Below are 22,545 nucleotides of genomic sequence, written 5' to 3'. Positions count from 1 at the left end.
TATGGCCATTGTTTATCGCGTGGTGCGTCAGAAGTATGCCGCTCAACCCCTAGATGTTACCGGTACATGGCTCAATGGAGGCCGGTGGAATCCGCCAGGAGTTGGTATTCTTTATACGGCAGAACATCCGGCACTGGCTTTAGTGGAAATCTTAGTGCATATGCCTCAGGTGCCCTATGATGAGTTACCCGCATATCGATTGTTCAGTCTTGAGCTACCCCCTGACAGCCAGCGAGTATTGAATGCGAGGCAGCTACCGCCTTATTGGCAGGAAAATACGTACAACCGGAGTCAGCATCTTGTAGCCGATTGGCTAGTCAAGCCGGATGTACTAGCCTTAGGTGTACCCTCCTCGGTTGTGCCTGATGGCATCAACTATTTATTACATCCGGCTCATAGCAGCTATGGCTCCATATGGGTGATTGAGGAGAAGCCATTAGTAATTGACCCTCGCCTTTGGTCGACGTAGGCCAGGGTGACAGTAATCCACTTCGTCTCAGGAGAGAGGGTTATTGTGAGACAATCATTTTTTTGCATCCTTCAAACTTAGTTAGTGGAATACAGTCAAAATATGGTTGACTATGAGGGATATTGCATGGGCTATACGTTTCAAGCAACCCTTGGTCAGCTAGCGCCTGAATAATATACATATCCAGTAAACTACTGACGTATAATTAGCTATGACCTATCTTTAAGTTTTCAGACTTATCGGCCCAGGAAAAACAGCAGGTTCATCTGATTCCTCCTCTACCCCGTCTGCAGGTGACGGAAGCGCTGTTGAACGACTGGAAAAATGCCCAAAAATAAGGTATCTGGATCGATGATAAACGGGTATCGAATGATCGCCTGAATCACTATAAAGCAGCGGATTTTGGGTCTTACTTTTCTAGTAAGTTAATCTAAGTTGTATGTCACAAGTTTGTTTCGAGGGTATAGGCTATCAAAAACAACACGATTTTAATAAGGAAACCGGCTTCAGTAACGGCATGAATTTTCTTAGGAAATCGCATCGTAATCTGGCTAAAGGCCTGCTCAATCCGTTGGCGAAGTTGCTTTTTGTAAGCAGCTTCCCAAGCTTGATCGGGGCGTTGGCTATTACTTTTTCGTTGTATTCTTAAATTAACCTCCTCACACTCAGCATACAAATCCTCTTGCTCGTAATCGGTGTAGCCCGAGTCCCCATAGACTTCGCTACCCGCTGGCAACGTCAAATGCATCATCTGAAGCGCCGTCACATCCACATACGAACCCGGCAGAATAAAAAACTGAACCGGTTGCTTGTCGCGGGTGGTGATGAGTTGAACACGAAAGCCAAAAAAGAATCGACGCTTCGACGGAATCTTTCCTCGATATTCCTCCCCTTTGACCAACCGCGAGCGGCCAATGCGGCCGGGTGGCCGGAGCCATGTTGTCACAAACTGCCACAGGAAACGAATCGATCAGGTATTCTCCGCTCAGATTGAGTGCTTTGAAAAAGTCAGCCAGATAGTAGAACAGGGCACTCAGTGTGGTCGCCAGGCGGTGAAGACGACGATTGAACGCCGACTTCTCAAGCATGACAATACCTTGCTTATCAGCCATGTAGAGCATAGCCGAGGCTTGATTGCCACCAAAGAAACGGGCCGATATGATGGCGGTTGTCAACACGATACTGTCGCTAACTTTAGGAGTTGTCTGGGGTTTTACACTCCCCTGATTTTTGCCCACTTCGATGAAATAATCATCCGCACCGGCGGCCCGGCAAAAAGCAATAAATTGCCACTACTTTCTCAGACATAGCTGGTTAGATTTACCTCTGTTTTCGCACTTCAAAGGTAGTCTGGCTTGTGCTATGTCTGTTTTTTTAAGGGGTTTGCCTATCGAATCAATCGCCTTTCATGCAACTTAGATTAATTATTAAGAGGATAGGTGATTGGCGTAAGAGCTATCATACGATAATAATGATGAACCGTATCAGCTTTTTCTAAATAGGGATTTAGAAATTCACTCACAATTAATGTCGTCGCCTTGTCTGTCGTTTCAACTCTATAGTGAATGTAAGCTGTTGTAGAAGTCGAACCTGGTCCAGGAAGAATGTACTTAATAAGTACATTTTTATTATCCAACTCCTTAACTTCTGCACTATCTCCTACTGGTTCAAAATAGCGTCGTTGAAGTGTATCATTTCGGTAGAAGGAGACACTAGCGGGGGCAAGATCATTATACCCATTTCTACGAACTTTAAGTTTTTGAGAATAACCGATAGTGTTCGGAGTTAATACACGAGTCGGGGTAATCGTGCTGTCCCATTCAAAAGTTCCATAGGCATAACCAGCAGGAGCATTATTGACAGGCACATCCGACGGACATCCTTGTAGAGCGAGTGCAATTACAGCTATGGCTAAACATGATATGGTTTCCATAACGCTTTAGCTTAAGGATTAATCGTTTTGCCAAATAGACCCAAATAATCGGCAAATCGTTGGCAAGGCTTAATTTTAGTAGAGCAAACCCACGTTAAAAAGTACGAAACTTCAGGCTAAATGATGGTTCCGTAAACGCCCGTTTACCCGAGATTAAAATAGGGAATCTAATAAAAATGTTCATTGCTGAGGGCTTAAATCTCATAGTGCCATCTCACAAATCAAACTCAAATTCTCAACAATTAGCTGAGTTTGTGAGACTCTATTGATGCATGTCAAACGACGTATTTGCACTTTTTTTTATGCACCCAACAACTGTTTATTGAGTAAGCTCACTTTTGCTTTGGCCACTGTGCTAAGGGCATTGGCTTAGAGCCGAGTGACTTGCCTGTTTTGTCGGGAATGAGCAATACGGTGAGTGCTGTTTTTGTATTCGCCGGTAGTTTGGTTTCGAAACCGACCAGCGTTGTGCCAGGATTGGGGGCATCGTAGTCGTGCGGAGGGTCGGTTGGCCAGGTTTTTAGCTCGATGTTTGCGGGTTCCTGTACTTGTAGTGTCATGGTTCGCCCATCTTTCGTCAGCTCAACGGTTCGGTTGTCGGTAATCTTGACGGATGCCGGTGTCAGTAGCGTCCACCGGACGGTTGCTTCCGAAGAAGCCGTTTCCAGTTCGTCCCGAACCTCAACATAGTCCTTGTTAACGATAGCGATACCCCGATTGGCCTTTGCCAGCGAACCTTCGTAAACGCCCGAAAGATCGGTAATGGCATTCATGAACGACGGTACAGTAGAGAAACTAGTGATGGGAGCCTTGCCCGCAACCTGCTGCAACTGGTCGTTCACGGTGAGCGTATTATGAACAAAGTTATTGTACCGGAATACCTGCCACCGCTGCGAATCCTGTTTGCCATTCCACAAATCGACCTTTTTCGACTCCAGCGACTCATAATTTTGCATCCCGAAATCCATAGCCCACCGAACGCCATCGGCTTCCATCACAAATGAGCCAATATCCATATGGGCGTGATTGGTAGAGGGCGTACCGCCTTTCATGGCCACATAAATAGCATTCGGGTCGGTCCAGGAGGTGCGCATCATTGCTACGGGTGTTTTGCCCATGCCGACCCACATGGTTTCTTTAGGCGGTTGGATAGAACTAATGCCGATGCCATTACTCCAAAGAATAGCGCCCGGAAGAAGCCGGTTTTTGATGTGCCGTTTCATGGCTTCGTTCATGAGTCGACTCCGTTCTACCCAAAGCAGCGACGGTTCTTTGCGCTTCTGGGCAAACCAGAACATGGCCGGTTGTAGCTCTCCGCCCAGGCCCGAATCGGAAAAATTGAAGGCATTGCCCGATGGACCCGTCATGTTTTCCATAAAATCGGCCGTTTCCAGAAAACCCGGTTTGGCCGATAACCCAAAATCAGTACCATAGGCTTTTTCGACGGCACTCAGGAACATCACGTTGAAACTGGTGCCGTATCCCCAATAGCCGTAGCCTTCGGGGTAGGCTCCGTTGGGGGCATAATCGCCCATCGGTAGCGCGATAGATTCGATGGCCCGGTTGATGATTTGTTTCGCCAGTGCAGGCTGATCCTCGTAAATAGCTAGTGCCCCGTAGGTCATTCCAGCGTTGCAAACCTGATTCCAGTTATGGGAAGCTTTGAGCCAGCTATTGTATTTTGAATCGAGCGATGGCTCCAGGCCTTTTTTCAGGATAGCTTCTTTAATGGTAGCCCGCGATGGCTCCGGCAGATCTGCATAGAGCCAGTCATAGCCAATGGCAACGGCCATCGTCATTTCGGCAACATCTAAAAAGTGCGACGGATTCCAGTCGCTGAACGCCGATATGGCCAGCAGTTCAGATTCTGCCCGTTTCAGGTACTTGTCCTGATGGGTCATGCGCCAGGCATACGACAGAAAAAACAATCGGCGGAGGGCTTCCCGCGATTTATCGAGCAGACGCCTGCCTATTTGGATACGCTCAACCGGCGGAGTATTCAGCAACGCATCACACTCGGTCAGGATTGCCTGATTCAGAGCGTTCCAGGTTTTGTCGGCTCCAACGGTTCGCTTCAAGCCAGTTTCTTCGCCTTTAAGAACCAGTAATCGCGGATGGTCGGGAAGTTTGCGAGCGTTGGCCAGATGATCGGTTTGCGCCGACACATATGGGGTAGTAAGGGCGAGAATAACAAAGAAAATCAGAAGCCGGAAAGCCGTTTTCATGACGGAGAGCGCTTTAGAGGAATGCTGCAATAGAATACTCATAAAGCATAAGCAACGGCCTGAAACTCTTTACTCATCGCCAGAATCGTTCTGATCGAGGGATTCATGATAAGTCACAATTTGCCGAAGCACATCGACCGCAATCGTAAAGTTGTCTTCGCCAACAACCTGTTGGTATTGGTCCATGATGCTTTGCTGAGCCTGTTTTACGAGCAAAAGACGTTTCTGTCCTTCTGGCGTTAAGCTGATGTAAGCACTCCGACCATCTTTCTGATTTTTTTCGGTTCTGATCAGGCCAAGCTCTTCCATTTCTTTCACGGTTCGGCTCATGGCTTGTTTAGGCACTTTTGCTCGTTTAGCCAGTTCACGATTGGTGATTTTTTTAAGACTTACTGCGGCCAGAAAAGGTATATAGGAGGTTTTGAATGGCTCTGCACCCGCGTTCTGCATGGTCTGTTGCATTTGTTTTTCAAACAATCGCTTACAGGTCCATATCAGGTATGCCCAGTTGCGGTCGTTCCGGCGCATATAGTCAGCCAGTAGTTTCGGTACCTGATCCTGTTCGTTCATGCTATTCATGGGTATAATCGTCAAAAGAGTTGCTACGCTACGCGGTGCCATTCTGGTTTACCTCAAAACTAGTCATAATTATTGACTATATAGTCAATAATTATGACTAGTTTTGAGCGATTTTAAGTAGTGAGCAACAATAGTACATTAACAGTCTGATTTTTATGATTCTCAACCATTTAAACCTGGCCGTGCCCGATGTGGCACAAACCCGCGCCTTTTTCGAGACCTACTTCGGCTTTACGTGCGCAGAGGTAAAAGGTAATGATACACTGGTAATTCTGATAGGGAAAGACGGATTTATTCTGGCCCTGAGCAACTTCAGTAAAGATGAAATACCTGAATACCCAACGGATTTTCATGTGGGTATGGTGGTCGATTCACCGGAGGAAGTCATGCAAACCTACCAGCGTATGAAAGACGATGGTATTGTGCTGGGCAGAGAGCCCAAACGCTACGGGAGCCGGGGAACAATGTCGTTTTATGTAAACGTGCCCGGCAATTTTCTGGTCGAAGTGCTGAGCCTGATCTAAAACAGGTCATTTGTAGATTGGTCATTTGTCATTGGGAAGACGTGTTCTTATTATAAATGACCGATGACCAATCCACAAATAACTAATGCCCAAGTTTCATTCGGTAGAGCCGAAACGGGTAGTCTACTTTATCCTCGCCCTTGTTATATCGTTTGGTACGATGAATCTGGGCCGCTGTCAGATATAGATAACCGTCCGTACCGATGCCAAAGCTATCGGGCCACAAAAAACGGTTGTCCTGGGCGAGTGTTTTGAGTTTACCGTCGGGCGTAAAATAGCGAACCGCTTTGTTAGGCGAATCGGTTAAGTAAATATTGCCTTTCTTGTCGGCGATCATACCGTGCGAAACGCCCGTTTCGGCCATCGTTTCCACATGCGACGAAACCACCGATGGGCTAAGTTTCGGATCGAGCAGGTACTTTGTTTCAATCCGAAACAGTTTTGTTTGGGTGATCGGGCGAAAGTACAGGAATTTGAAGTCGGTAGTGAGCGCAATCCCGTTAACATTGCTGCTGAATGGGTTGCCTTTGGTGTCGCGTACTTCTTTTCCGTCGATAGTCAGCACGAAATTTGGGTCGGCTTTGGTGGATTTATCGCCCTCCAGCAAGGCGCGGCTTTTGCCGGTTTTTAAATCCAGGACAATAATGGCGGCTCGCCTGGGATCGGACAGATAGGCAACCTGACGAGTCGGGTCGACCTGCACATCGTTCAGGCCCGTACGGTTGCGGGGGAGGTCTTCAAATCGATAAACTTTTTCAACCAGATTGGTTGCAAGGTTAATTTTCAGCAGCTTAATTCCCGTCGGAAAAGCACCCATTCCCGATGGACTGGCCGGGTCGAGAACCCAAAGGACATTGGTCTGATCGACAAACAATGCCTGTACGCTGATGAACCGGTTTTGCGGATTTAGAGAATCCCACCTGTTCCATTCGGCATCTGGGTAGGGGCGTCGCTGACCGTTCACAATTTCGGCCAGACCGTAATCGTAGTGATCAGGGTTTTTGGGAAACGTAACAAAAATTCGATTCTCCTTCGAAACGCCCAGGCCAATCGGCTGGTGTTTTCCGAACTCTGCAACGGTTTCGACGTTGGGCGATTGTGCCAGGGCTATAAAGCAACTCAGCAATAGGGGCAGAAATAGGAGTGCAGATTTCATAGAAAAACAGTTCTGACGATAGTACTCTAACGGCTTATGGTGAATATGGTTCATAGAAACTAGCCGTGGAATCTGGCCTCAGGCTACCCTGACAAGTAAAACCCAACGGATTAAAAAGCATATAGGTCTGGTCGATAAGTGCGTATCTTTGCCGTATGATACTGGAACAGAAACAACAGGAACAGGCAACGGTTAGCTCAACTCCGATGGCTTTGCCCGTTATGGAAGCGTTCTATACGCTGCAGGGCGAAGGAGCGCATACTGGCAGAGCCGCTTACTTTATTCGATTAGGTGGTTGCGATGTCGGATGTCATTGGTGTGATGTGAAAGAATCGTGGGATGCCGAGGCTCATCCCAAACTACCCATCGAGGCCATTGTTGAAGGGGCTTTGCAATATCCAGGCCGGATGGCAGTTATTACCGGGGGGGAGCCTCTCATGCACGACTTAACAGGACTGACGGCCGCTTTGCAGCAAGCAGGCTTCAGAACCAATATTGAAACATCGGGGGTATGTGAAACCGTAACTGGCTCATGGGACTGGGTTTGTTTTTCACCAAAGAAGTTCAAAAAGCCCAATCCGGCCATTTTCGATAAGGCTAACGAACTAAAAGTTATCATTTATAATCAGTCAGATTTCGCGTTTGCCGAGTCGTTTGTGCCGCATCTGCGCTCCGATTGTAAACTCTTTTTGCAAACAGAGTGGAGTCGATCCAATGAAATGCTACCCCGCATCGTTGATTACGTTAAAAATCATCCGCAATGGCAAATCTCGTTGCAGACACACAAGTACATGGATATTCCGTGAAAACCTCTACCCCCCCAAAGGAGGTTTGCTACACTACGATTCGCTGTTTTTTTAAGCCCTCTTTGGGGGTTTGGGGGCTTTTCTTACTGTTGACCGTTGGCCCCAGGTCCTATGCGCAAAATGCCAAAGCGCGGGAGCTGTATAATCAGGCCATCAAACTGTTTGGGGAGCGAAAAGCTGGCGAGGCTATTCCGTTTATGGAGCAGGCCACAAAGCAGGACCCATCGTTTATGGATGCATATCTGAAGCTGGGCCAGCTCTATGAGTTTACAAGGCGTTATGAATCCGCTATTTCAGCCTATCGAAGTGCCATTCAGCTTCAACCCGACAGTCCGGCAGCAGGAGCCGCCTATCAGGCACTGAGTAATTCACTATTGCGCCTGGGCCGCTATGGAGAGGCTTTGCCTTATCTTGAGAAATTTCAGGCGATGTTTCCGCCACAGTCAGTACAGGCACAGCGGGTTGCGCGGCAAATAGCATCAGCAAAGTTTGCTCAGGAAGCGGTTCTGCATCGGCAGCCTGTCGATCCCAAACCAATTTCGTCTGTCCTGCAAACAACTCCTTCTCAGTATTTTCCGGTGCTGACCGCCGATGAGCAAACACTGGTATTTACTGCATTAAAGCCCGAAGGCGATGAGGATCTGATGGTGTCGACCTTCAATGGAGAAACATGGTCGCCACCGGTTTCGCTGTCGCCCAGCATAAATACGCCCGACAACGAAGGAACCGCCAGTCTCTCGGCCGACGGGCGTATGCTTGTGTTTACAGTCTGTCAGGGTCGCAAAGGGTTCGGTAGCTGCGATCTCTACATTAGCCGTAAAACCGGCAGTGACTGGTCGGCTCCCGAAAATCTGGGACCTTCGGTCAATACCCGTTTTTATGAATCACAACCGTCGTTATCGGCCGATGGACGGCGGCTCTATTTTGTGTCGGACCGGCCGGGTGGCAAAGGACGGCGCGACATCTGGCGCAGCGATCTGGATGCTGATGGAAACTGGCTCGAACCTGTAAATGTCGGTGTCCCCGTCAACACACCATTCAACGAAGCATCGCCATTCATTCATGCCAACGGGCAAAGTCTGTTTTTTGCCTCGGAGGGCCACCTGGGGCTGGGTGGATATGATCTGTTTGTCTCCGATAGTTCCAACACGGGTTGGTCGGCGCCTGCCAACCTGGGCTTCCCTATCAACACATCCGAAGATCAGGCGTCGTTGTTTGTCTCGGCCAATGGCAAACGGGCCTACTATTCGTTTGAGGAACAGAAAGATGGCGTTTCACAGAAATCAAGATTATACACTTTCGAATTGCCCGAATCGCTACGGGAGCGTGTAAAACCGGTCAGCTATCTGAAAGGCGTTATTGCTGATGCAAAAACCAGAAAACCACTGGCCGCAATAGTCGAATTAGTGGATTTGAAAACGAATCAGATTGTGTCGCGTGTGCATGCAGATGAGCAGACAGGACAGTACACGGCCATATTGCCCACTGGTGGCGAATATGCATTATACGTGAGTGTTCCGGGTTATCTGTTCAAAAGCCTTTCATTTGATTTTACGCAGAAAACCAAATCCGAACGGGAAGCCGGAGCAGGGATGTCGCTCAATGTTCCATTAGAACCCGCCATAGCTGGTGAAACGGCTAAAGAAACGTTGAATAATCTGTTTTTTGAAACGGGCCGTTACGATCTGGCTGAAAAATCACGAACCGAACTCGATCGGCTGGCGGCTTTCATGAAAGCGAGCCCTTCCGTAAAAATTGAAATTGCGGGCCATACCGACGATCGGGGTGATGGAGCGGCTAATCTGGCGCTTTCCCAAAAACGGGCTCAATCTGTTGTCGATTATCTGGTAAAAGCCGGTATTAGCTCCGATCGAATCCGGGCCGTTGGCTACGGTAAAGCCCGCCCTCTGGTTCCGAACACTAGTGATGAAAACCGCCAGCTTAACCGCCGTATCGAATGGCGGGTGCTTTAGGGCGGGGAGAATAGCGGGGGCGGGGATTGCGGGGTGTTGCTCACCCATCCCCGCAATCCCTGCCATTTCCCCTTTTGCTTTCCTGAGGGATTTTTTTCAACTTTGTATATGTTGTCAGATCAACTTCTCTTTTTGGGGAACTGGATAGTGTTATTATGAAGACAACGAAGTACCAATCACATGACATCTGAACACGTAAAGTGCCTGATCATCGGCTCCGGTCCTGCCGGGTATACGGCCGCTATATACGCTTCACGGGCAAACATGAACCCTGTTATGTATCAGGGGCCACAACCTGGTGGGCAATTGACTATCACCAATGACGTTGAAAATTTTCCGGGCTATCCCGATGGCGTAAATGGACCACAAATGATGCAGGACCTGGAAAATCAGGCGCGTCGCTTTGGTTCCGACATTCGCTATGGAATGGTGACTGCGGTTGAGTTCTCAGATCATCCGGGCCGCGACCGGCCACACCGGGCTATTGTCGACGATAGCCACGAGATCACGGCTGATTCGATTATTATCTCAACTGGTGCTTCGGCAAAATGGCTTGGATTGCCTTCCGAAATGCGGCTGAATGGCCGGGGAGTATCGGCCTGCGCCGTCTGCGACGGTTTCTTCTTCCGGGGGCAGGATGTGGCTATTGTAGGGGCAGGTGATACGGCTGCTGAAGAAGCCAGTTACCTCGCAAATCTTTGCCGCAAAGTATATATGCTTGTTCGGCGCGACGAGATGCGGGCTTCCAAGTTCATGCAGCAGCGCGTGAAGTCGGCTCATAACATCGAAATTCTTTATAACACCGAAACCGCTGAAGTTCTTGGAGACGATGAAGTTTCGGGACTTCGGATAAGAAATACCATAACGGGCGAAGAAAGCGTTTTAGGCGTGACCGGCTTCTTTGTTGCCATTGGCCACAAACCCAATACCGATATTTTCCGGGATTATCTCGATATGGATGAGAATGGCTACATTCTCACCGAAAAAGGGAGCACCCGAACCAATATTCCTGGTGTCTTTGCCTGCGGAGACGCTCAGGATAACGTATATCGTCAGGCCATAACAGCTGCCGGAACGGGCTGTATGGCTGCTCTTGACGCTGAACGTTATCTTGTAACAGTTGAAATGCAGGAACAACAACTTGTTCATTAACAACTTATCAGTTTGTGGTTTATGGTTTATGGTTTACGATTTATGGTTGCTCCGCTCGTTAGTGCACACCTCCTATAGCAGCGCAACCATAAACCGTAAACCATAAACCATAAACCACAAACTCATCCCTACTGCTGATGAGAAAAAAGGCTTTTCGATGGCTCCTGGCCATCAGTTGCCTGTGTTTGACCGTAACAGCACAGGCCCAGGAACGAGGGCGGTTTAAAAAAAACCTGACCATTACGCCCAAAAATCAAATTACCCCGAATGCTCCAGTCGTTGAACAGCCTCAAAAAGCGGACGACCCATTCGAACAGGAAACTACTCAACTGCGCTTTAATAACCAGTTTGAACCCAAAAAAGAACTTAATCAGGTCGCTAGTGAAGATACCAGTACTATCGACCAGGGCGAACCCAGTGTTGTCGAAGTTATTGATTCCGTATTGGTTGGTGACGAATGGGTTAAAATCGCTGATTATTATGCCGTATGGGATTCCAGAACCATTGATCCGTATAATATCAATCCGCTGGAATTCGATGAAGCGATCGACATTAAGCTCTATGATCCACCCGCAAACCGCTATTGGTCGGCTCCACTCAATGAAGGGAAAATGACCTCTAATTTTGGCTACCGATGGGGACGCTGGCATACGGGAACTGATCTTGACCTGGAAACGGGTGACCCTGTTTATTCCGCATTCGACGGTATTGTTCGGGTAGTTGGCTGGGATGGCAACGGCTATGGCCGCTACGTTCTGGTTCGGCACTACAATGGTCTCGAAACACTATACGGCCACATGTCGAAGCAAACGGTTGAGTCGGGGCAACTGGTAAAAGCGGGCGATCAATTAGGGTTAGGAGGCAACACGGGTCGTAGTTATGGATCGCACCTCCATTTTGAAACCCGGTTTGAGGGCAATCCATTCAGCCCACTGAATATTTTCTCCTTTCCCGAAAATACGATCAATTCGGATCATTTTCTGCTGACCAGTGCTGTCTGGGACTATCTGCGTGGGGGCCGTTCGGGGTCAGAGTCTAGTTCAAGAACACGACTAAAACGTACGGTATTACATCGGGTCCGCCCAGGCGAAACGCTTAGCTCTATTGCCCGTCGGTATGGAATGTCAGTGTCGGCTCTGAGTCGTAAGAATCACCTTTCGTCGCGTTCGCGTATCCGGCCAGGGCAAAAACTCCGGGTCAATTAGTTATTGGTAGATTAGTGATTAGTCTGTTACCAAGGACTAATCACTAATCCCAATATGTTTACCGGCTACGTAGCCGGTTGTCCAGGCATTCTGGAAGTTGAAACCACCCGTAATACCATCGACGTCCAGCACTTCTCCCGCAAAAAAAAGTCCAGCATGCGTTGTGCTTTCGAGAGTTTGTGGGTGTATACTGCCTGGTGCAATACCGCCACAGGTCACAAATTCATCCTTAAACGTACTTTTTCCTGTTACCTGAAACTGACTGTTTGTCAGACGTTCAATGAACCGGTTAAGTAATTTTGCCGGAAGATCGGCCCAGCGCTGACTGTCTTCAATACCCGATTCGGTAGCCAGCGCTTCCCAGAGCCGGGAGGGTAGTTTGAACGGATTTTGCGAAACCACCAGCTTGCGGCCATTTTGTTGCCGGAACTCCTGCAGAGCAGTCCGTAAATCATGTTCTGTCTGCGTAGGAACCCAGTTGATCCGAAGCGTAAAACGGTATCCTACATTGGCCAGATCGCGGGCGGCCCAGGCCGATAGCCGCAAAATAGCCGGTCCACTGAATCCCCAGTGTGTTAGCAGTAAGGCCCCTCGCTGCTCCTGCTTTGTGCCAAGTACATATACCTTCGCATCGGCAACTGCCACTCCTGCAAGCGACAGAAATGGACTGTTGGGTACGTTGAATGTGAATAACGATGGAACCGGCGAAATGAGCATTTCGGCCTGTTTGGGTAGCCAGCCATAAGCCGATTCCTGTGGGTAACCACCCGTAGCAACCAAAACCCGGTGGGCAAACAGTGTCTCGCCCGACAGGAGTTCGATGGTCCATCCATTGGCCGCAGGTTGCAAACAACTGACACCACAACTGGTGCGGATGTCGATGCCGAGCCGTTGTGCTGTATGCAGCAAACAATCGACAATAGTTTCAGATGTATTGGTACTGGGAAACATGCGTCCATCGGCTTCGGTCTTGAGGGTTACTCCTTTGCTCTCAAACCAGCGAACGGTTGCCGTTGTATCGAACTGATTCAGTAGCGGACGCAGTAACTTTTCGCCACGGGGGTAGTTCTTAACCAATTGGCGATTGTCGAAACAGGCATGAGTGACATTGCACCGCCCTCCGCCCGAAATACGGACTTTGTTTAGAACAGTACGGTTTTTTTCAAGAATGGTAACGGTAGCTTTGGGAAACGATTCGGCGGCTGTTATGGCCCCAAAGAACCCGGCTGCTCCACCGCCAATGACAATAATTCGTAACGACGACATGTTCTTCCAACAGGATTAGGCAATTTGTAGTTCGGCCGCGATTTGGGTTTGCAAGAAGTAGAACTAACTATGCCAGTTAAAAAATTACGGGCCGAAATCGGCGCACCTTTGTAGCTTTACATTTATGTTTTTTAGACCTCGATTTTCGACCAAACACTACATGCGCCGGGGCTTACGATTGCGGGGCAACACGCTTGTATTACTCTTTATTTTTTTTCTGATCGGCCTGTTTCTGCATTATGGCGGCAAAACAAAACCTGTCGTGGCGTTCTGGAATGACTTTCGGGAACTAGTTGGCCTAAGGCATTCGAAGCCTGGTCGCGATGAGCCTAATCCATATAAAGCGCCTGAACCCAGCGCCGACGTGGCTACAGATGAACGAACGGAAGCCACGGACGAAAGTGAAGCCAGCGACAAGCAGAATACTACTTCGCCAACCACTTCGCCCAAAAATACACGGTTCGATTTTGAAAAACAGGTCGACTTTCTGCTGCCCACCTCTAAAAACAGCGGAGAACTTATCCGCCATGAAGGTTATACGCTCAGTTATCTTGATGCCTATAAAGATGCCCAGTGGGTAGCCTACCCGTTACTCGATTATGAAACAACGGGCGACGCCGAACGAAAAAACGAACAGTTTACGCCCGACCCGGCCGTGCCAATCGGAACGGCTTCGCCCTCCGATTACACCCGTTCGGGATACGACCGGGGGCACCTGGCACCAGCAGGCGATTTCAAGTACTCGCAGCGGATGATGCGCGAGACATTTCTGATGAGTAACATCACTCCGCAGGAACCCCAGTTTAATCGGGGAATCTGGAAAGAACTTGAAGAGCAGGTACGTGCCTGGGCAGTACGGGATAATGGATTATATGTAGTAACGGGGCCCGTATTAAAGCCCGGCTTATCGACTATTGGGCGGACCAATGAAGTGAGCGTGCCACAGAAATTTTACAAAGTACTGCTCTACTGCAACAAACCCGACATTCGGATGATTGGGTTTTTGCTCGACAACGAACCGTCCAGCAGTTCGCTAAAACAGTTTGTGGTGCCGGTAGATCAGATCGAGCAATTGACGGGCATCGATTTCTTTCCCAAGCTACCCGACGAGCTGGAGCGGAAACTGGAGAGCAAAAGCCGGGGCGAAATGGTCGACGAATGGTTTAGTTACTGATTGCTGGTGCCTGGTTGAATCAGCATGGGAGTTTTGCCGTCGGTTACGATAATTTTTGTATTGGGCGATGTTGCCAGTTGCCGAAAAGCTTCAATTGTTTTGTATTCGATAATTTGTTTGTTTAATCCTTCGGAAATTATCTTTTGAGAGTCGGCAATACCCTTCGCTTCAATTACTTTTCGTTCGGCTTCGCGTTGTTCTTTTTGCAGAATAAATTCCATCTGCTGAGCCTGTTGTTCGGCTTCGAGCTTCTGTTCAATTGAAAGAGCAAGTCCTTTAGGCAATGCAATGCTTTTCATCAGAACACTTTCAACAACAATACCGCGTGGTTCAAGTACTTTGTGCATTTCTGCCGCAATCTCTTTTTCAATTTCTTCGCGTTGACCCGTATACATATCTTTGGCATAAAAGCGGGCGCAGACATCGGCGGCTGCCGACCGGAAAACGCTTACGATCACTACACTTTCGTATTTTTCGCCAATGGTTGTCAGCACTTGTGGTGCTTTTTCGGGAACGATTCGGTAAAGTACAGCCATCTCGGCACTAATATTCAGTCCCTCTTTCGATGGTATATTTTCCAGCGCCAGCGGTAGGTTGATCGTACGGGTAGGAACGCGCAAAATGGTTGTCGTTAAGGGATTGTATGTATGAATTCCAGATCCTTTGACGCTTGGGTCCAACTTACCAAACCGACGTTTTACGCCAACTTCTCCCTGGCGGATAGTGGTGCAATTATAAAAAACACTGCCAATCATTAGATAATAAACGATCTTCTTCATAGTCGTAGTGGCGTAAGTTTGATAGCCCCTAACTACTTATGCGTTTATTAAAGCCTGATTGAAACAGAGTTAACTTGTTGTTAAAGTTTGAGGGCTCACAGGCCAGGAAAAAGAGAAAGCTGCCTGAATTGACTATTGACCATACTGCACTCAACAACGAGACCTCGATTCGCTTGCTAACACAAAAACTTGTAAGGGCATTCGATTAGTCGTGCACATGGTCTGACTAACTGAATGCCCCTTCTCTGGCTTTTGCTGCTCACCAATCAAATCTGCTAGGTTTTCTGTTTTTTCTTTTTTGCGGCCGGGAACAGAATATTATTCAGAATCAGGCGATAGCCCGCCGAGTTGGGATGTAGGTTCAGATCGGTCGGCTCTTCGCCGATTTCGTGCCGGTAATCTTCAGGGTCGTGACCACCATAGAACGTAAAGAATCCACGACCGTAGGGACTATGAATGTAACGCGCTTCGCCCGCAGCACGATTTTCGGCCATGATTACCACTTCGGGTTTAATCAGATTTTTCTTAAAAGCAGTAGTTTGCCCCATAAAACCCTTGATCACATTCATGTGGTTCTGGGTAAGCATGGTTGGAATAGGGTCATATTTAGCCGAAAACTGGAACAGTGTAAAATAGTCGTTGTGTTCGCTCAGGCCACGTTCTTCGGGCTGGTTGTCGATGTTCGAGAATTCGATCAGGTATGGATTCGTGTAGACCTGAAAATTGCGGAACGCAAACGTTTGGCTATAATCCAGCTTATTATTGGCGTTAGGATCGGCCGGATCGCCATCGTAGAATGAGTCGACGATGTCGGTATTATGAGCGGCCAGCGCAATGTCGTACGTATCGGTTGCATTACACATGGCGAACAGATAGCCACCTCCCAATACGAAATCCCGGATTTTTTGCGAAACCGCGAGTTTTAATTGAGGAACTTTAGAAAAGCCAAACTTGTGCGCAATGCTTTCGGCCTCATGTTTCTGGGCAATATACCAGGGCTGGTCTTTGAAATGGAAGAACTTGCCATACTGTCCTGTAAAGTCTTCATGGTGCAGGTGCAGCCAGTCGTATTCGGGCAGTTTGCCATTCATCACCTCTTCGTCGAACACAACATCGTAGGGGATTTCGGCATAGGTCATCACCATCGTAACGGCGTCGTCCCAGGGTTGTTTGGTTTTGGGCGAATAAACGGCCACTTTGGGCGGTTTCTGAAGTTTAACGGCATCCATATTGGCATCTGCAGCCGCAATTTCGGCGAGAATCTGAGCCGACTGAGCATCCGAAATAACTTCATAGCTAACCCCCCGAATAACCATCTCGTTGATAAAGGTCTGGCTTTGGGGCATCATAAACGATCCGCCCCGATAGTTAAGCAGCCAGTCGATTTCGGTATCGTGTGTTTTCAGAACCCAATAGGCGATGCCATACGCTTTGAGATGATTCTTCTGTGAGTCGTCCATCGGAATCAGTATTTTAGACGCTCTGACCTGACTCGTCAGAGTTAAAATTAGGATAAGCGGTAACAGCAGCCGTTTCATTGGTTTCTTCGTTAAGAATGCCCGTAGTAGTTTTGCTATAACGAAAGATAAGCAAATTTTGTGCAAAAAAGTGTTGGGCATGGCGAAAGGACTGAGGGAAATGAAAAACTTTAGCCTGAACGTATTCCCGTTGCACCATCTCCTATGAATCTGATCGAAAACATCCGTGAAGGTTTGGCTTCTATTGCAGGCAATCGACTGCGAACGGTACTGACTTCGCTGATTATAGCCATCGGGATTACATCGCTGGTTGGTATTCTGACGGCTATTGAAGGAATCAAAAGCTCAGTTGCCAACAGTTTTGCCGGGTTGGGGGCCAATACCTTCAGCATTGTGGCACGTCAGGATGCGTTTCGCCGGGGCGGACGGGTCGAAAAGCAGGATAAACCGATTGACTATCGCCAGGCCATTCAGTTTAAGCAACGGTTCCCCTACGGAGCTACGATTGCGGTGTCGACAGTAGTTTCGGGAGGGGCTCAGGCCAAATTCGGATCGAAAAAAACAAATCCAAACGTACAATTGATTGGCGGTGACGCTGCTTATATTGCTGTGAAAGGATTTACCCTGCAAAGTGGCAGAAATTTTACAGATAATGATCTCACCTATGCGTTGAATGTTGCCGTGTTGGGCAGTGAAGTTGCCAACACGTTGTTCGAGAAAAAATTAAATCCGATCAATCAGGTAATTCGCGTATCGGGCAATCAGTATAAAATAATTGGCGTGCTGGCCAAAAAAGGTGGACTATCGGGGGGCGACGAAGACCGGATGATCCTGATTCCACTCGATAATGCCCGGGCAGTGGCCGGAACACAGCAGCTTACATTTAACATAACCGCATCGGCCCCAACGGTTGCCGACCAGGACGAAGCCGTTGGAGAAGCCCGGGGTGTGATGCGGGTAATTCGACAGGACCAACTGGGCCAGCGCGATTCGTTTGATATTGAGCGTGCCGACGAACTTGCTAAAGAAACGGACACTATAACGGGCTATTTGCGGATGGGGGGCTTTGGTATTGGGTTTATTACACTACTGGGAGCCTCCATTGCGCTGCTGAATATAATGTTGGTATCCGTTACGGAGCGTACCCGCGAAATTGGCATCCGCAAATCGCTGGGCGCTACGCCCGCGCGCATTCGCGAACAGTTTCTGATTGAAGCTATTGTTATCTGCGTAATGGGTGGCATTGGTGGTATCGTCCTGGGGTTAGGGGTTGGTAATTTGATTGCGGGGCTGATCAGTCAGGGAAACGGTACATTTGTGGTACCCTGGCTCTGGATGGGTATGGGCATTCTGGTTTGTATATCAGTCGGATTGTTTGCGGGAATCTATCCGGCCGTTCGGGCATCCAAACTTGACCCTATTGAAGCCCTTCGGTATGAATAGAATCAGTGAGGCTGTTTAAACTTTCTGGAATAATCACCCAATGCGTTCAGTTTTACCGCAGAGAACACAAAGATTATACGCAAAGCTTGCCAAGCAGAACGTCTCGGTGTCCTCTGCGGTAAAAAGGCAAAAGTTTAAACAGATTCAGTATAAGACCTGCTGAGGAAGGGGAGAATCTGAAAAATTTTCATCGTACTATTTCGACTTTCCATCGTTTTTCATAGTTTTGCACCCACGTTTGACAAACGCACCTCTGGAAACAGAGACGATTCTGTCGCCGGGATGGCGGAATCGGTAGACGCGATGGTCTCAAACACCATTGTCTGCAAGGACATGCCGGTTCGAGTCCGGCTCCCGGTACTAAACGCTCTAGCAAAAGCCACTGATAATCAGTGGCTTTTGTGTTTTCCTGACTTTGCTTGTCTCACTCTTATCGAAATGCTGACTGGAGCTACCTCATAAAGTGGGCAAGTGGGCTCTTACTTTTACCCGTAGCATTACTTCAGTTCTGTAAAAGCGAACCGTTACCTCAATGAATCGGCTCCGCTAAATGGCTCGCTTAACCAAAGTGCTTAACAGGGCGTTTCGCAGTTGGTAGTTTCAGGCTATCCCGCTACCATCATAGGTAGGGTGAAACAAGTGTAGAAAACAGCAGATTGTAATGAACGACGAACATCAACTTAGCCGACGTCAGTTAATAGCCGGAATTGGAACCGGACTGGCTTCGGTAGTGGCAACACCTGTAATCAGCGCTTCCGATATGGCAACTTCATCAACATCCGAACCACCTGCACTCGATAATCCGGTTACTAAATATCCGAAGCCGCCGTTTGAAGGGCAATCGCAACCGTGGCCCGGACTGGCCAGTAAAATGAATCCCCGGCCAGACCATGGCGAAACCAGTTACAAAGGGTCTGGACGATTGCAGGGCCGCAAAGCCCTGATTACTGGTGGCGACTCAGGTATGGGACGGGCAGCCGCTATTGCTTATGCCCGCGAAGGTGCCGATGTTGCCATAAACTACTATCCGACCGAAGAATCGGATGCGCAGGAAGTGATTGCCCTGATTAAGAAAGAGGGCCGAAAGGCAATTGCCATTCCCGGTGATATTCGTCAGGAAGCATTTTGCCAGAAACTGGTTGACGAAGCTGTGAAAGGATTAGGTGGACTCGATATTCTGGTTAGCAATGCCGCCCGGCAGCAGGCCCGTGAATCACTCGCCGATCTGACGTCCGAAGATTTCGACGCTACCATGAAAACAAATATTTATGCACCATTCTGGATTATTAAAGCAGCTCTGCCGCATCTGAAACCGGGCTCGGTAATTATCGGCACAACCTCCGAACAGGCCTACGATCCATCGCCCGACCTGTACGACTATGCCCAGACTAAGGCCGCTACCATGAACTATGTAAAGTCGCTGGCCAAACAGCTCGGACCAAAAGGAATTCGGGTGAATGGAGTAGCGCCGGGCCCAATCTGGACACCGCTGCAGGTGAGTGGGGGAGCAACACAGGAAAAACTGAAGAAATTTGGTGGGCAAACGGCTCTTGGCCGACCGGGGCAACCGGTCGAACTGGCGTCTATTTATGTACAGTTGGCCGCTAATGATGCTAGCTATGCTACAGGACAGGTTTACGGTGCCGCCGGTGGAAATGGCCAGCCTTAATGAGAAAGAGTTCGCTTACCGGTACAAATTAACCTCAGTGCTGGACATTGAGGGAGTAGAATAGGAAAAAGCGAGGGCAAATGCTTGTTTTGTAGCGTGACCAACTTAACAAGATTCCACTCCTCGCTTTTGGACAAAGCTAAGGATTTTGGCCAGGATCTCTCACCGACTCTGCTGAAAAATCTCATCGCCATCGGCTGCGCCATCCTCATCAAGGAGACCGTCAACCTTAACAAGCTTAAGAACCACATGGGGCTACTACTAGGTAATCAGCACACCCAGACGGATTCGCACTATCGCCGACTTACCCGCTTCTTTGACCATCCAGTGGCCCAGCGGAGGCTGTGGAAGTGGCTGCTGGTGTGGATCTTAGGCTATATCAAACGCTGGGATGGCCGCTCCATGAGCCTTTACCTAACGTTGGATGCTACCAGTTGGCAGCTAGGTAAACAACCTATTCAGTTGTTGGTTTTGTCTCTGGTCTATCGGCAGGTGAGCCTGCCTTTATTCTGGATGGATTTGGCCAGGAAAGGTCATTCTTCTCAGCAGCAGCGCAAACGCTTGCTCCAGCAAGCCATGAAGCTCTACCCCGTGAAGGGCTTCTGCCTGTTAGGGGATCGTGAGTACGGGGGTAAAGCCTGGTTGCAGTTTCTAACCCAGAGTGGCCTCAACTTTATTATCCGTTTACCCAAAGATTCTTATAAAGAGGCTATTAGCGCCGGGGGCAAGGCCTACAGTGCTTTGCTCAAGCGAGCTTTAAGGGGCCGCACCGTCAGCCAGTGGTTTACCCTGGAGGGCCACCGCTACCAGTTTGTAGCTCGGTCTCATCAGGATGGCGCCCAAAGTGCGGACCCTTTGGTGCTCTTGATCAGTAATCTAAGCTGGTCCAAACACGTCGTTGTTGAGCGCTACCGCATCCGCTGGACCACGGAGTGTCTGTTCAAGCATTTGAAGAGCAATGGGTTCCATGTAGAAGAGCTGGGCGTTCAGCACTGGGCTAAAATTAGGCTGTTAGTGGTCATTATCGTCGTGTTATACGTGATCTGTGTCGCTGAAGGCTTTCGGCAGTATCATCGGCTTCGTCCGAAAAAGAAGGAATTGGGCAACTTTCAGCCACGGGAGTCGGTGTTCCGCAAGGGTTATTCAGGCGTGGTTAATCAGCTTAGCTCGATTGAACATTTCTTAGATTGGTTGATGAAGCAGTTAAGTAAGCCGCTGAAGATTCCTATCCGCATCTTTTTCTTCAATGTCCAGCACTGAGCAAATTAACACTGCCCGGCGCGCTGGGCAGTGTTAGTCAATGCATTGGGCTCAAAAACCAGGTTCTATTGACTGTTTTTTCTGGGCGGAGTTGTTACGGGAGTCGTCTTTTTGGGGCTTTCTGGTGCAGGAGCAGGCTTGATACCTAGTTGTTTGAGCACCAGGTCGGTGATGTTATAGGCTTCGTCGGCATACAAAACATTGAACGTGTCGCCGGAGCCGACGTTCAGAATATACTGGTAACCATTTTGTTTCGCTACCGTATCGATGGCTTGTTGAACCTTGGTTAGAATGGGGCCCATTAACTGATTGTACTTATCCTGCAATGATTTCTGAGCCGATTGGCTGAACTCCTGAACCCTGCTTTGCAGCTTTTGTAGCTCTGTTTCCCGGTCTTTTCGGATTGCTTCCGACAGTTGTGCGCCTTCCTTCTGGTAGATGCTCAATTTATCTTCAAATTCTTTCTGAAGCCGTTTCAACTCATTTTCGGCCTGGGTTTGCTGGATGGATAGTTGATTGTTGACCTGCTTCGACTCGGGAAGCTGGGCAATCACATAATCGATACGTGTAAAGCCAATTTTTAATGACTGAGCTTGCAGACGATTGCTCAGAACCAGCAAAGCCATTGTCAGCAAGGGCAGTAGGAGGGCAGGAGCTAGGTTGATGCGCCAAAAAGAGAATCCGGTAAGCTTATTCATGCGTCAGGTATAATGGTATCTCTAATTGGAACAAGATAATAAGAATAAAAGGCTGATAATCAGTATTAACACTTTTTAACAAAACCTGAGTTTGGCTAATTAAGGCTGATTGGAAAGACTCCCGAAACTAGTCCAGGCTATTTTGCTCGTAAGCAATCTCGGTAAATGGCTGTAGCTTATAAAAATGATTTCGGCAGCGGGGACAAACGTAGGCCTTCAGTGGAAGCGTTTTTGCCATCCCTTTTCTGGGGACCCGATTCGGTTCGGCATAGCCACAGGCAGGACACCGCTTTCGGAAACTGAATTTTCGATAAATGACCACCAGAAGTCCTGCAAGTAGAAGAACCCCCAGGGCGCGGGCGAGAAGAGGAATCATGAAGCTCGTTGGATCAGGTTGTATATACGAATCTACTCAAGAGCATGAAACCTTCTAGAACACGCAGAGTATGAATTAATTAAGCGGCAGCCGCTATTAAAAATTCCCGCTGGCAGGTGCTGGCGGGAATTGGGTCTCGATCTTGTAAAAACTCAAAGGGTACTTGATAAACCCAAAAACCGACCTTTGGCTCCATGTTCTTCCCATTTTTTTTAGTGAATTGATTATTCGGAGGATCAGATTAGGCTGCTTTCTAAAAAGACCGGTTTGATAACTTACCAGCAGGTTTCAGAAACTGACTGGTAATTAAGTAAATAGGGGCATTGATCTGCACGGGGGAGATATTGACAGGGTAACCAGATGTTACCAGTGGACTTGCA

Annotated in this window: 20 protein-coding genes and 1 tRNA gene; 11 read left to right on the top strand and 10 right to left on the bottom strand. The window is 48.5% G+C overall.

Features of this window, described 5'->3' with window-relative positions:
- Nucleotide 1: 1 nt before the first annotated feature.
- Nucleotides 2-469 (top strand): RES family NAD+ phosphorylase, encoded by a 468-nt coding sequence (locus WBJ53_RS18045; protein ID WP_338868636.1) that lies wholly within the window; start codon nucleotides 2-4, stop codon nucleotides 467-469.
- A gap of 442 nt (nucleotides 470-911) precedes the next feature.
- Here the strand turns inward: WBJ53_RS18045 and WBJ53_RS18040 are convergent, their stop codons facing one another.
- From WBJ53_RS18040 to WBJ53_RS18025, 4 genes are all read right to left on the bottom strand, one after another.
- Nucleotides 912-1,415: a transposase gene (locus WBJ53_RS18040; protein WP_338868634.1), complete on the bottom strand. Its 504-nt coding sequence runs from the start codon at nucleotides 1,413-1,415 to the stop codon at nucleotides 912-914.
- Between the two features lie 474 nt (nucleotides 1,416-1,889).
- Nucleotides 1,890-2,402 (bottom strand): hypothetical protein, encoded by a 513-nt coding sequence (locus tag WBJ53_RS18035; protein ID WP_338868632.1) that lies wholly within the window; start codon nucleotides 2,400-2,402, stop codon nucleotides 1,890-1,892.
- A 332-nt stretch (nucleotides 2,403-2,734) separates the two neighbouring features.
- On the bottom strand, nucleotides 2,735-4,627 hold the full coding sequence (locus WBJ53_RS18030; RefSeq protein WP_338868630.1) for a heparinase II/III family protein: 1,893 nt from the start codon (nucleotides 4,625-4,627) through the stop codon (nucleotides 2,735-2,737).
- A 69-nt stretch (nucleotides 4,628-4,696) separates the two neighbouring features.
- Entirely contained in the window at nucleotides 4,697-5,197 is a 501-nt protein-coding gene (locus WBJ53_RS18025) for a MarR family transcriptional regulator (protein ID WP_338868628.1), read from the bottom strand.
- 164 nt (nucleotides 5,198-5,361) lie between these two features.
- On the opposite strand from WBJ53_RS18025, the gene WBJ53_RS18020 reads away from it, so the two are divergent.
- Entirely contained in the window at nucleotides 5,362-5,730 is a 369-nt protein-coding gene (locus WBJ53_RS18020; protein WP_338868625.1) for a VOC family protein, read from the top strand.
- A gap of 82 nt (nucleotides 5,731-5,812) precedes the next feature.
- Here the strand turns inward: WBJ53_RS18020 and WBJ53_RS18015 are convergent, their stop codons facing one another.
- Nucleotides 5,813-6,886, bottom strand: a complete 1,074-nt coding sequence (locus WBJ53_RS18015; RefSeq protein ID WP_338868623.1) for an L-dopachrome tautomerase-related protein — start codon at nucleotides 6,884-6,886, stop codon at nucleotides 5,813-5,815.
- Nucleotides 6,887-7,041: 155 nt separating this feature from the next.
- Here WBJ53_RS18015 and WBJ53_RS18010 point away from each other — a divergent pair, with 155 nt between their 5' ends.
- From WBJ53_RS18010 to WBJ53_RS17995, 4 genes are all read left to right on the top strand, one after another.
- A complete protein-coding gene (locus tag WBJ53_RS18010; protein ID WP_338868621.1) occupies nucleotides 7,042-7,692 on the top strand; it encodes a 7-carboxy-7-deazaguanine synthase QueE in 651 nt (216 codons plus the stop codon).
- Entirely contained in the window at nucleotides 7,647-9,665 is a 2,019-nt protein-coding gene (locus WBJ53_RS18005) for an OmpA family protein (protein WP_338868619.1), read from the top strand. The genes WBJ53_RS18010 and WBJ53_RS18005 overlap by 46 nt, the downstream gene beginning before the upstream one ends.
- A 180-nt stretch (nucleotides 9,666-9,845) precedes the next feature.
- Nucleotides 9,846-10,817, top strand: a complete 972-nt coding sequence (gene trxB / locus WBJ53_RS18000; RefSeq protein WP_338868617.1) for a thioredoxin-disulfide reductase — start codon at nucleotides 9,846-9,848, stop codon at nucleotides 10,815-10,817.
- A 137-nt stretch (nucleotides 10,818-10,954) separates the two neighbouring features.
- Entirely contained in the window at nucleotides 10,955-12,022 is a 1,068-nt protein-coding gene (locus WBJ53_RS17995) for a peptidoglycan DD-metalloendopeptidase family protein (protein WP_338868616.1), read from the top strand.
- Between the two features lie 36 nt (nucleotides 12,023-12,058).
- On the opposite strand, the gene WBJ53_RS17990 is transcribed toward WBJ53_RS17995, so the two are convergent.
- Nucleotides 12,059-13,288, bottom strand: coding sequence for an NAD(P)/FAD-dependent oxidoreductase (locus WBJ53_RS17990; RefSeq protein WP_338868614.1), 1,230 nt, complete (start codon nucleotides 13,286-13,288; stop codon nucleotides 12,059-12,061).
- A gap of 124 nt (nucleotides 13,289-13,412) precedes the next feature.
- On the opposite strand from WBJ53_RS17990, the gene WBJ53_RS17985 reads away from it, so the two are divergent.
- The gene (locus WBJ53_RS17985) at nucleotides 13,413-14,462 is read left to right on the top strand and encodes a DNA/RNA non-specific endonuclease (protein ID WP_338868612.1); all 1,050 of its coding nucleotides are present in this window, start codon (nucleotides 13,413-13,415) and stop codon (nucleotides 14,460-14,462) included.
- On the opposite strand, the gene WBJ53_RS17980 is transcribed toward WBJ53_RS17985, so the two are convergent.
- Complete coding sequence (locus WBJ53_RS17980; RefSeq protein WP_338868610.1) at nucleotides 14,456-15,241, bottom strand: prohibitin family protein; 786 nt, start codon at nucleotides 15,239-15,241, stop codon at nucleotides 14,456-14,458. The two genes, WBJ53_RS17985 and WBJ53_RS17980, sit on opposite strands and share 7 nt — an antisense overlap.
- Before the next feature lie 275 nt (nucleotides 15,242-15,516).
- The gene (locus WBJ53_RS17975; RefSeq protein ID WP_338868608.1) at nucleotides 15,517-16,779 is read right to left on the bottom strand and encodes an asparagine synthetase B; all 1,263 of its coding nucleotides are present in this window, start codon (nucleotides 16,777-16,779) and stop codon (nucleotides 15,517-15,519) included.
- Nucleotides 16,780-16,923: 144 nt separating this feature from the next.
- On the opposite strand from WBJ53_RS17975, the gene WBJ53_RS17970 reads away from it, so the two are divergent.
- The 4 genes from WBJ53_RS17970 to WBJ53_RS17955 all read left to right on the top strand — a co-directional run bounded on the left by WBJ53_RS17970 (nucleotide 16,924) and on the right by WBJ53_RS17955 (nucleotide 21,091).
- Nucleotides 16,924-18,162 carry an ABC transporter permease gene (locus WBJ53_RS17970; protein WP_338868606.1) on the top strand — a complete coding sequence of 413 codons (1,239 nt, stop codon included), beginning with the start codon at nucleotides 16,924-16,926 and terminating at the stop codon, nucleotides 18,160-18,162.
- A gap of 276 nt (nucleotides 18,163-18,438) precedes the next feature.
- A tRNA-Leu gene (locus WBJ53_RS17965) sits at nucleotides 18,439-18,522 on the top strand.
- A 301-nt stretch (nucleotides 18,523-18,823) separates the two neighbouring features.
- The gene (locus WBJ53_RS17960; RefSeq protein ID WP_338868604.1) at nucleotides 18,824-19,831 is read left to right on the top strand and encodes an SDR family oxidoreductase; all 1,008 of its coding nucleotides are present in this window, start codon (nucleotides 18,824-18,826) and stop codon (nucleotides 19,829-19,831) included.
- 129 nt (nucleotides 19,832-19,960) lie between these two features.
- Entirely contained in the window at nucleotides 19,961-21,091 is a 1,131-nt protein-coding gene (locus WBJ53_RS17955; RefSeq protein WP_338868327.1) for a transposase, read from the top strand.
- A 65-nt stretch (nucleotides 21,092-21,156) separates the two neighbouring features.
- Here WBJ53_RS17955 and WBJ53_RS17950 read toward each other — a convergent pair whose 3' ends face one another.
- Complete coding sequence (locus tag WBJ53_RS17950) at nucleotides 21,157-21,789, bottom strand: OmpH family outer membrane protein (protein ID WP_338868602.1); 633 nt, start codon at nucleotides 21,787-21,789, stop codon at nucleotides 21,157-21,159.
- 127 nt (nucleotides 21,790-21,916) lie between these two features.
- Nucleotides 21,917-22,165, bottom strand: coding sequence for a hypothetical protein (locus WBJ53_RS17945; RefSeq protein WP_338868600.1), 249 nt, complete (start codon nucleotides 22,163-22,165; stop codon nucleotides 21,917-21,919).
- Nucleotides 22,166-22,545: the final 380 nt, after the last annotated feature.

The organism is Spirosoma sp. SC4-14 (genome assembly GCF_037201965.1).
Classification (GTDB): Bacteria; Bacteroidota; Bacteroidia; order Cytophagales; family Spirosomataceae; genus Spirosoma.
The sequence above is the reverse complement of the archived record's forward strand: the minus strand, read 5'-3'. Positions and strand labels throughout refer to the sequence as shown.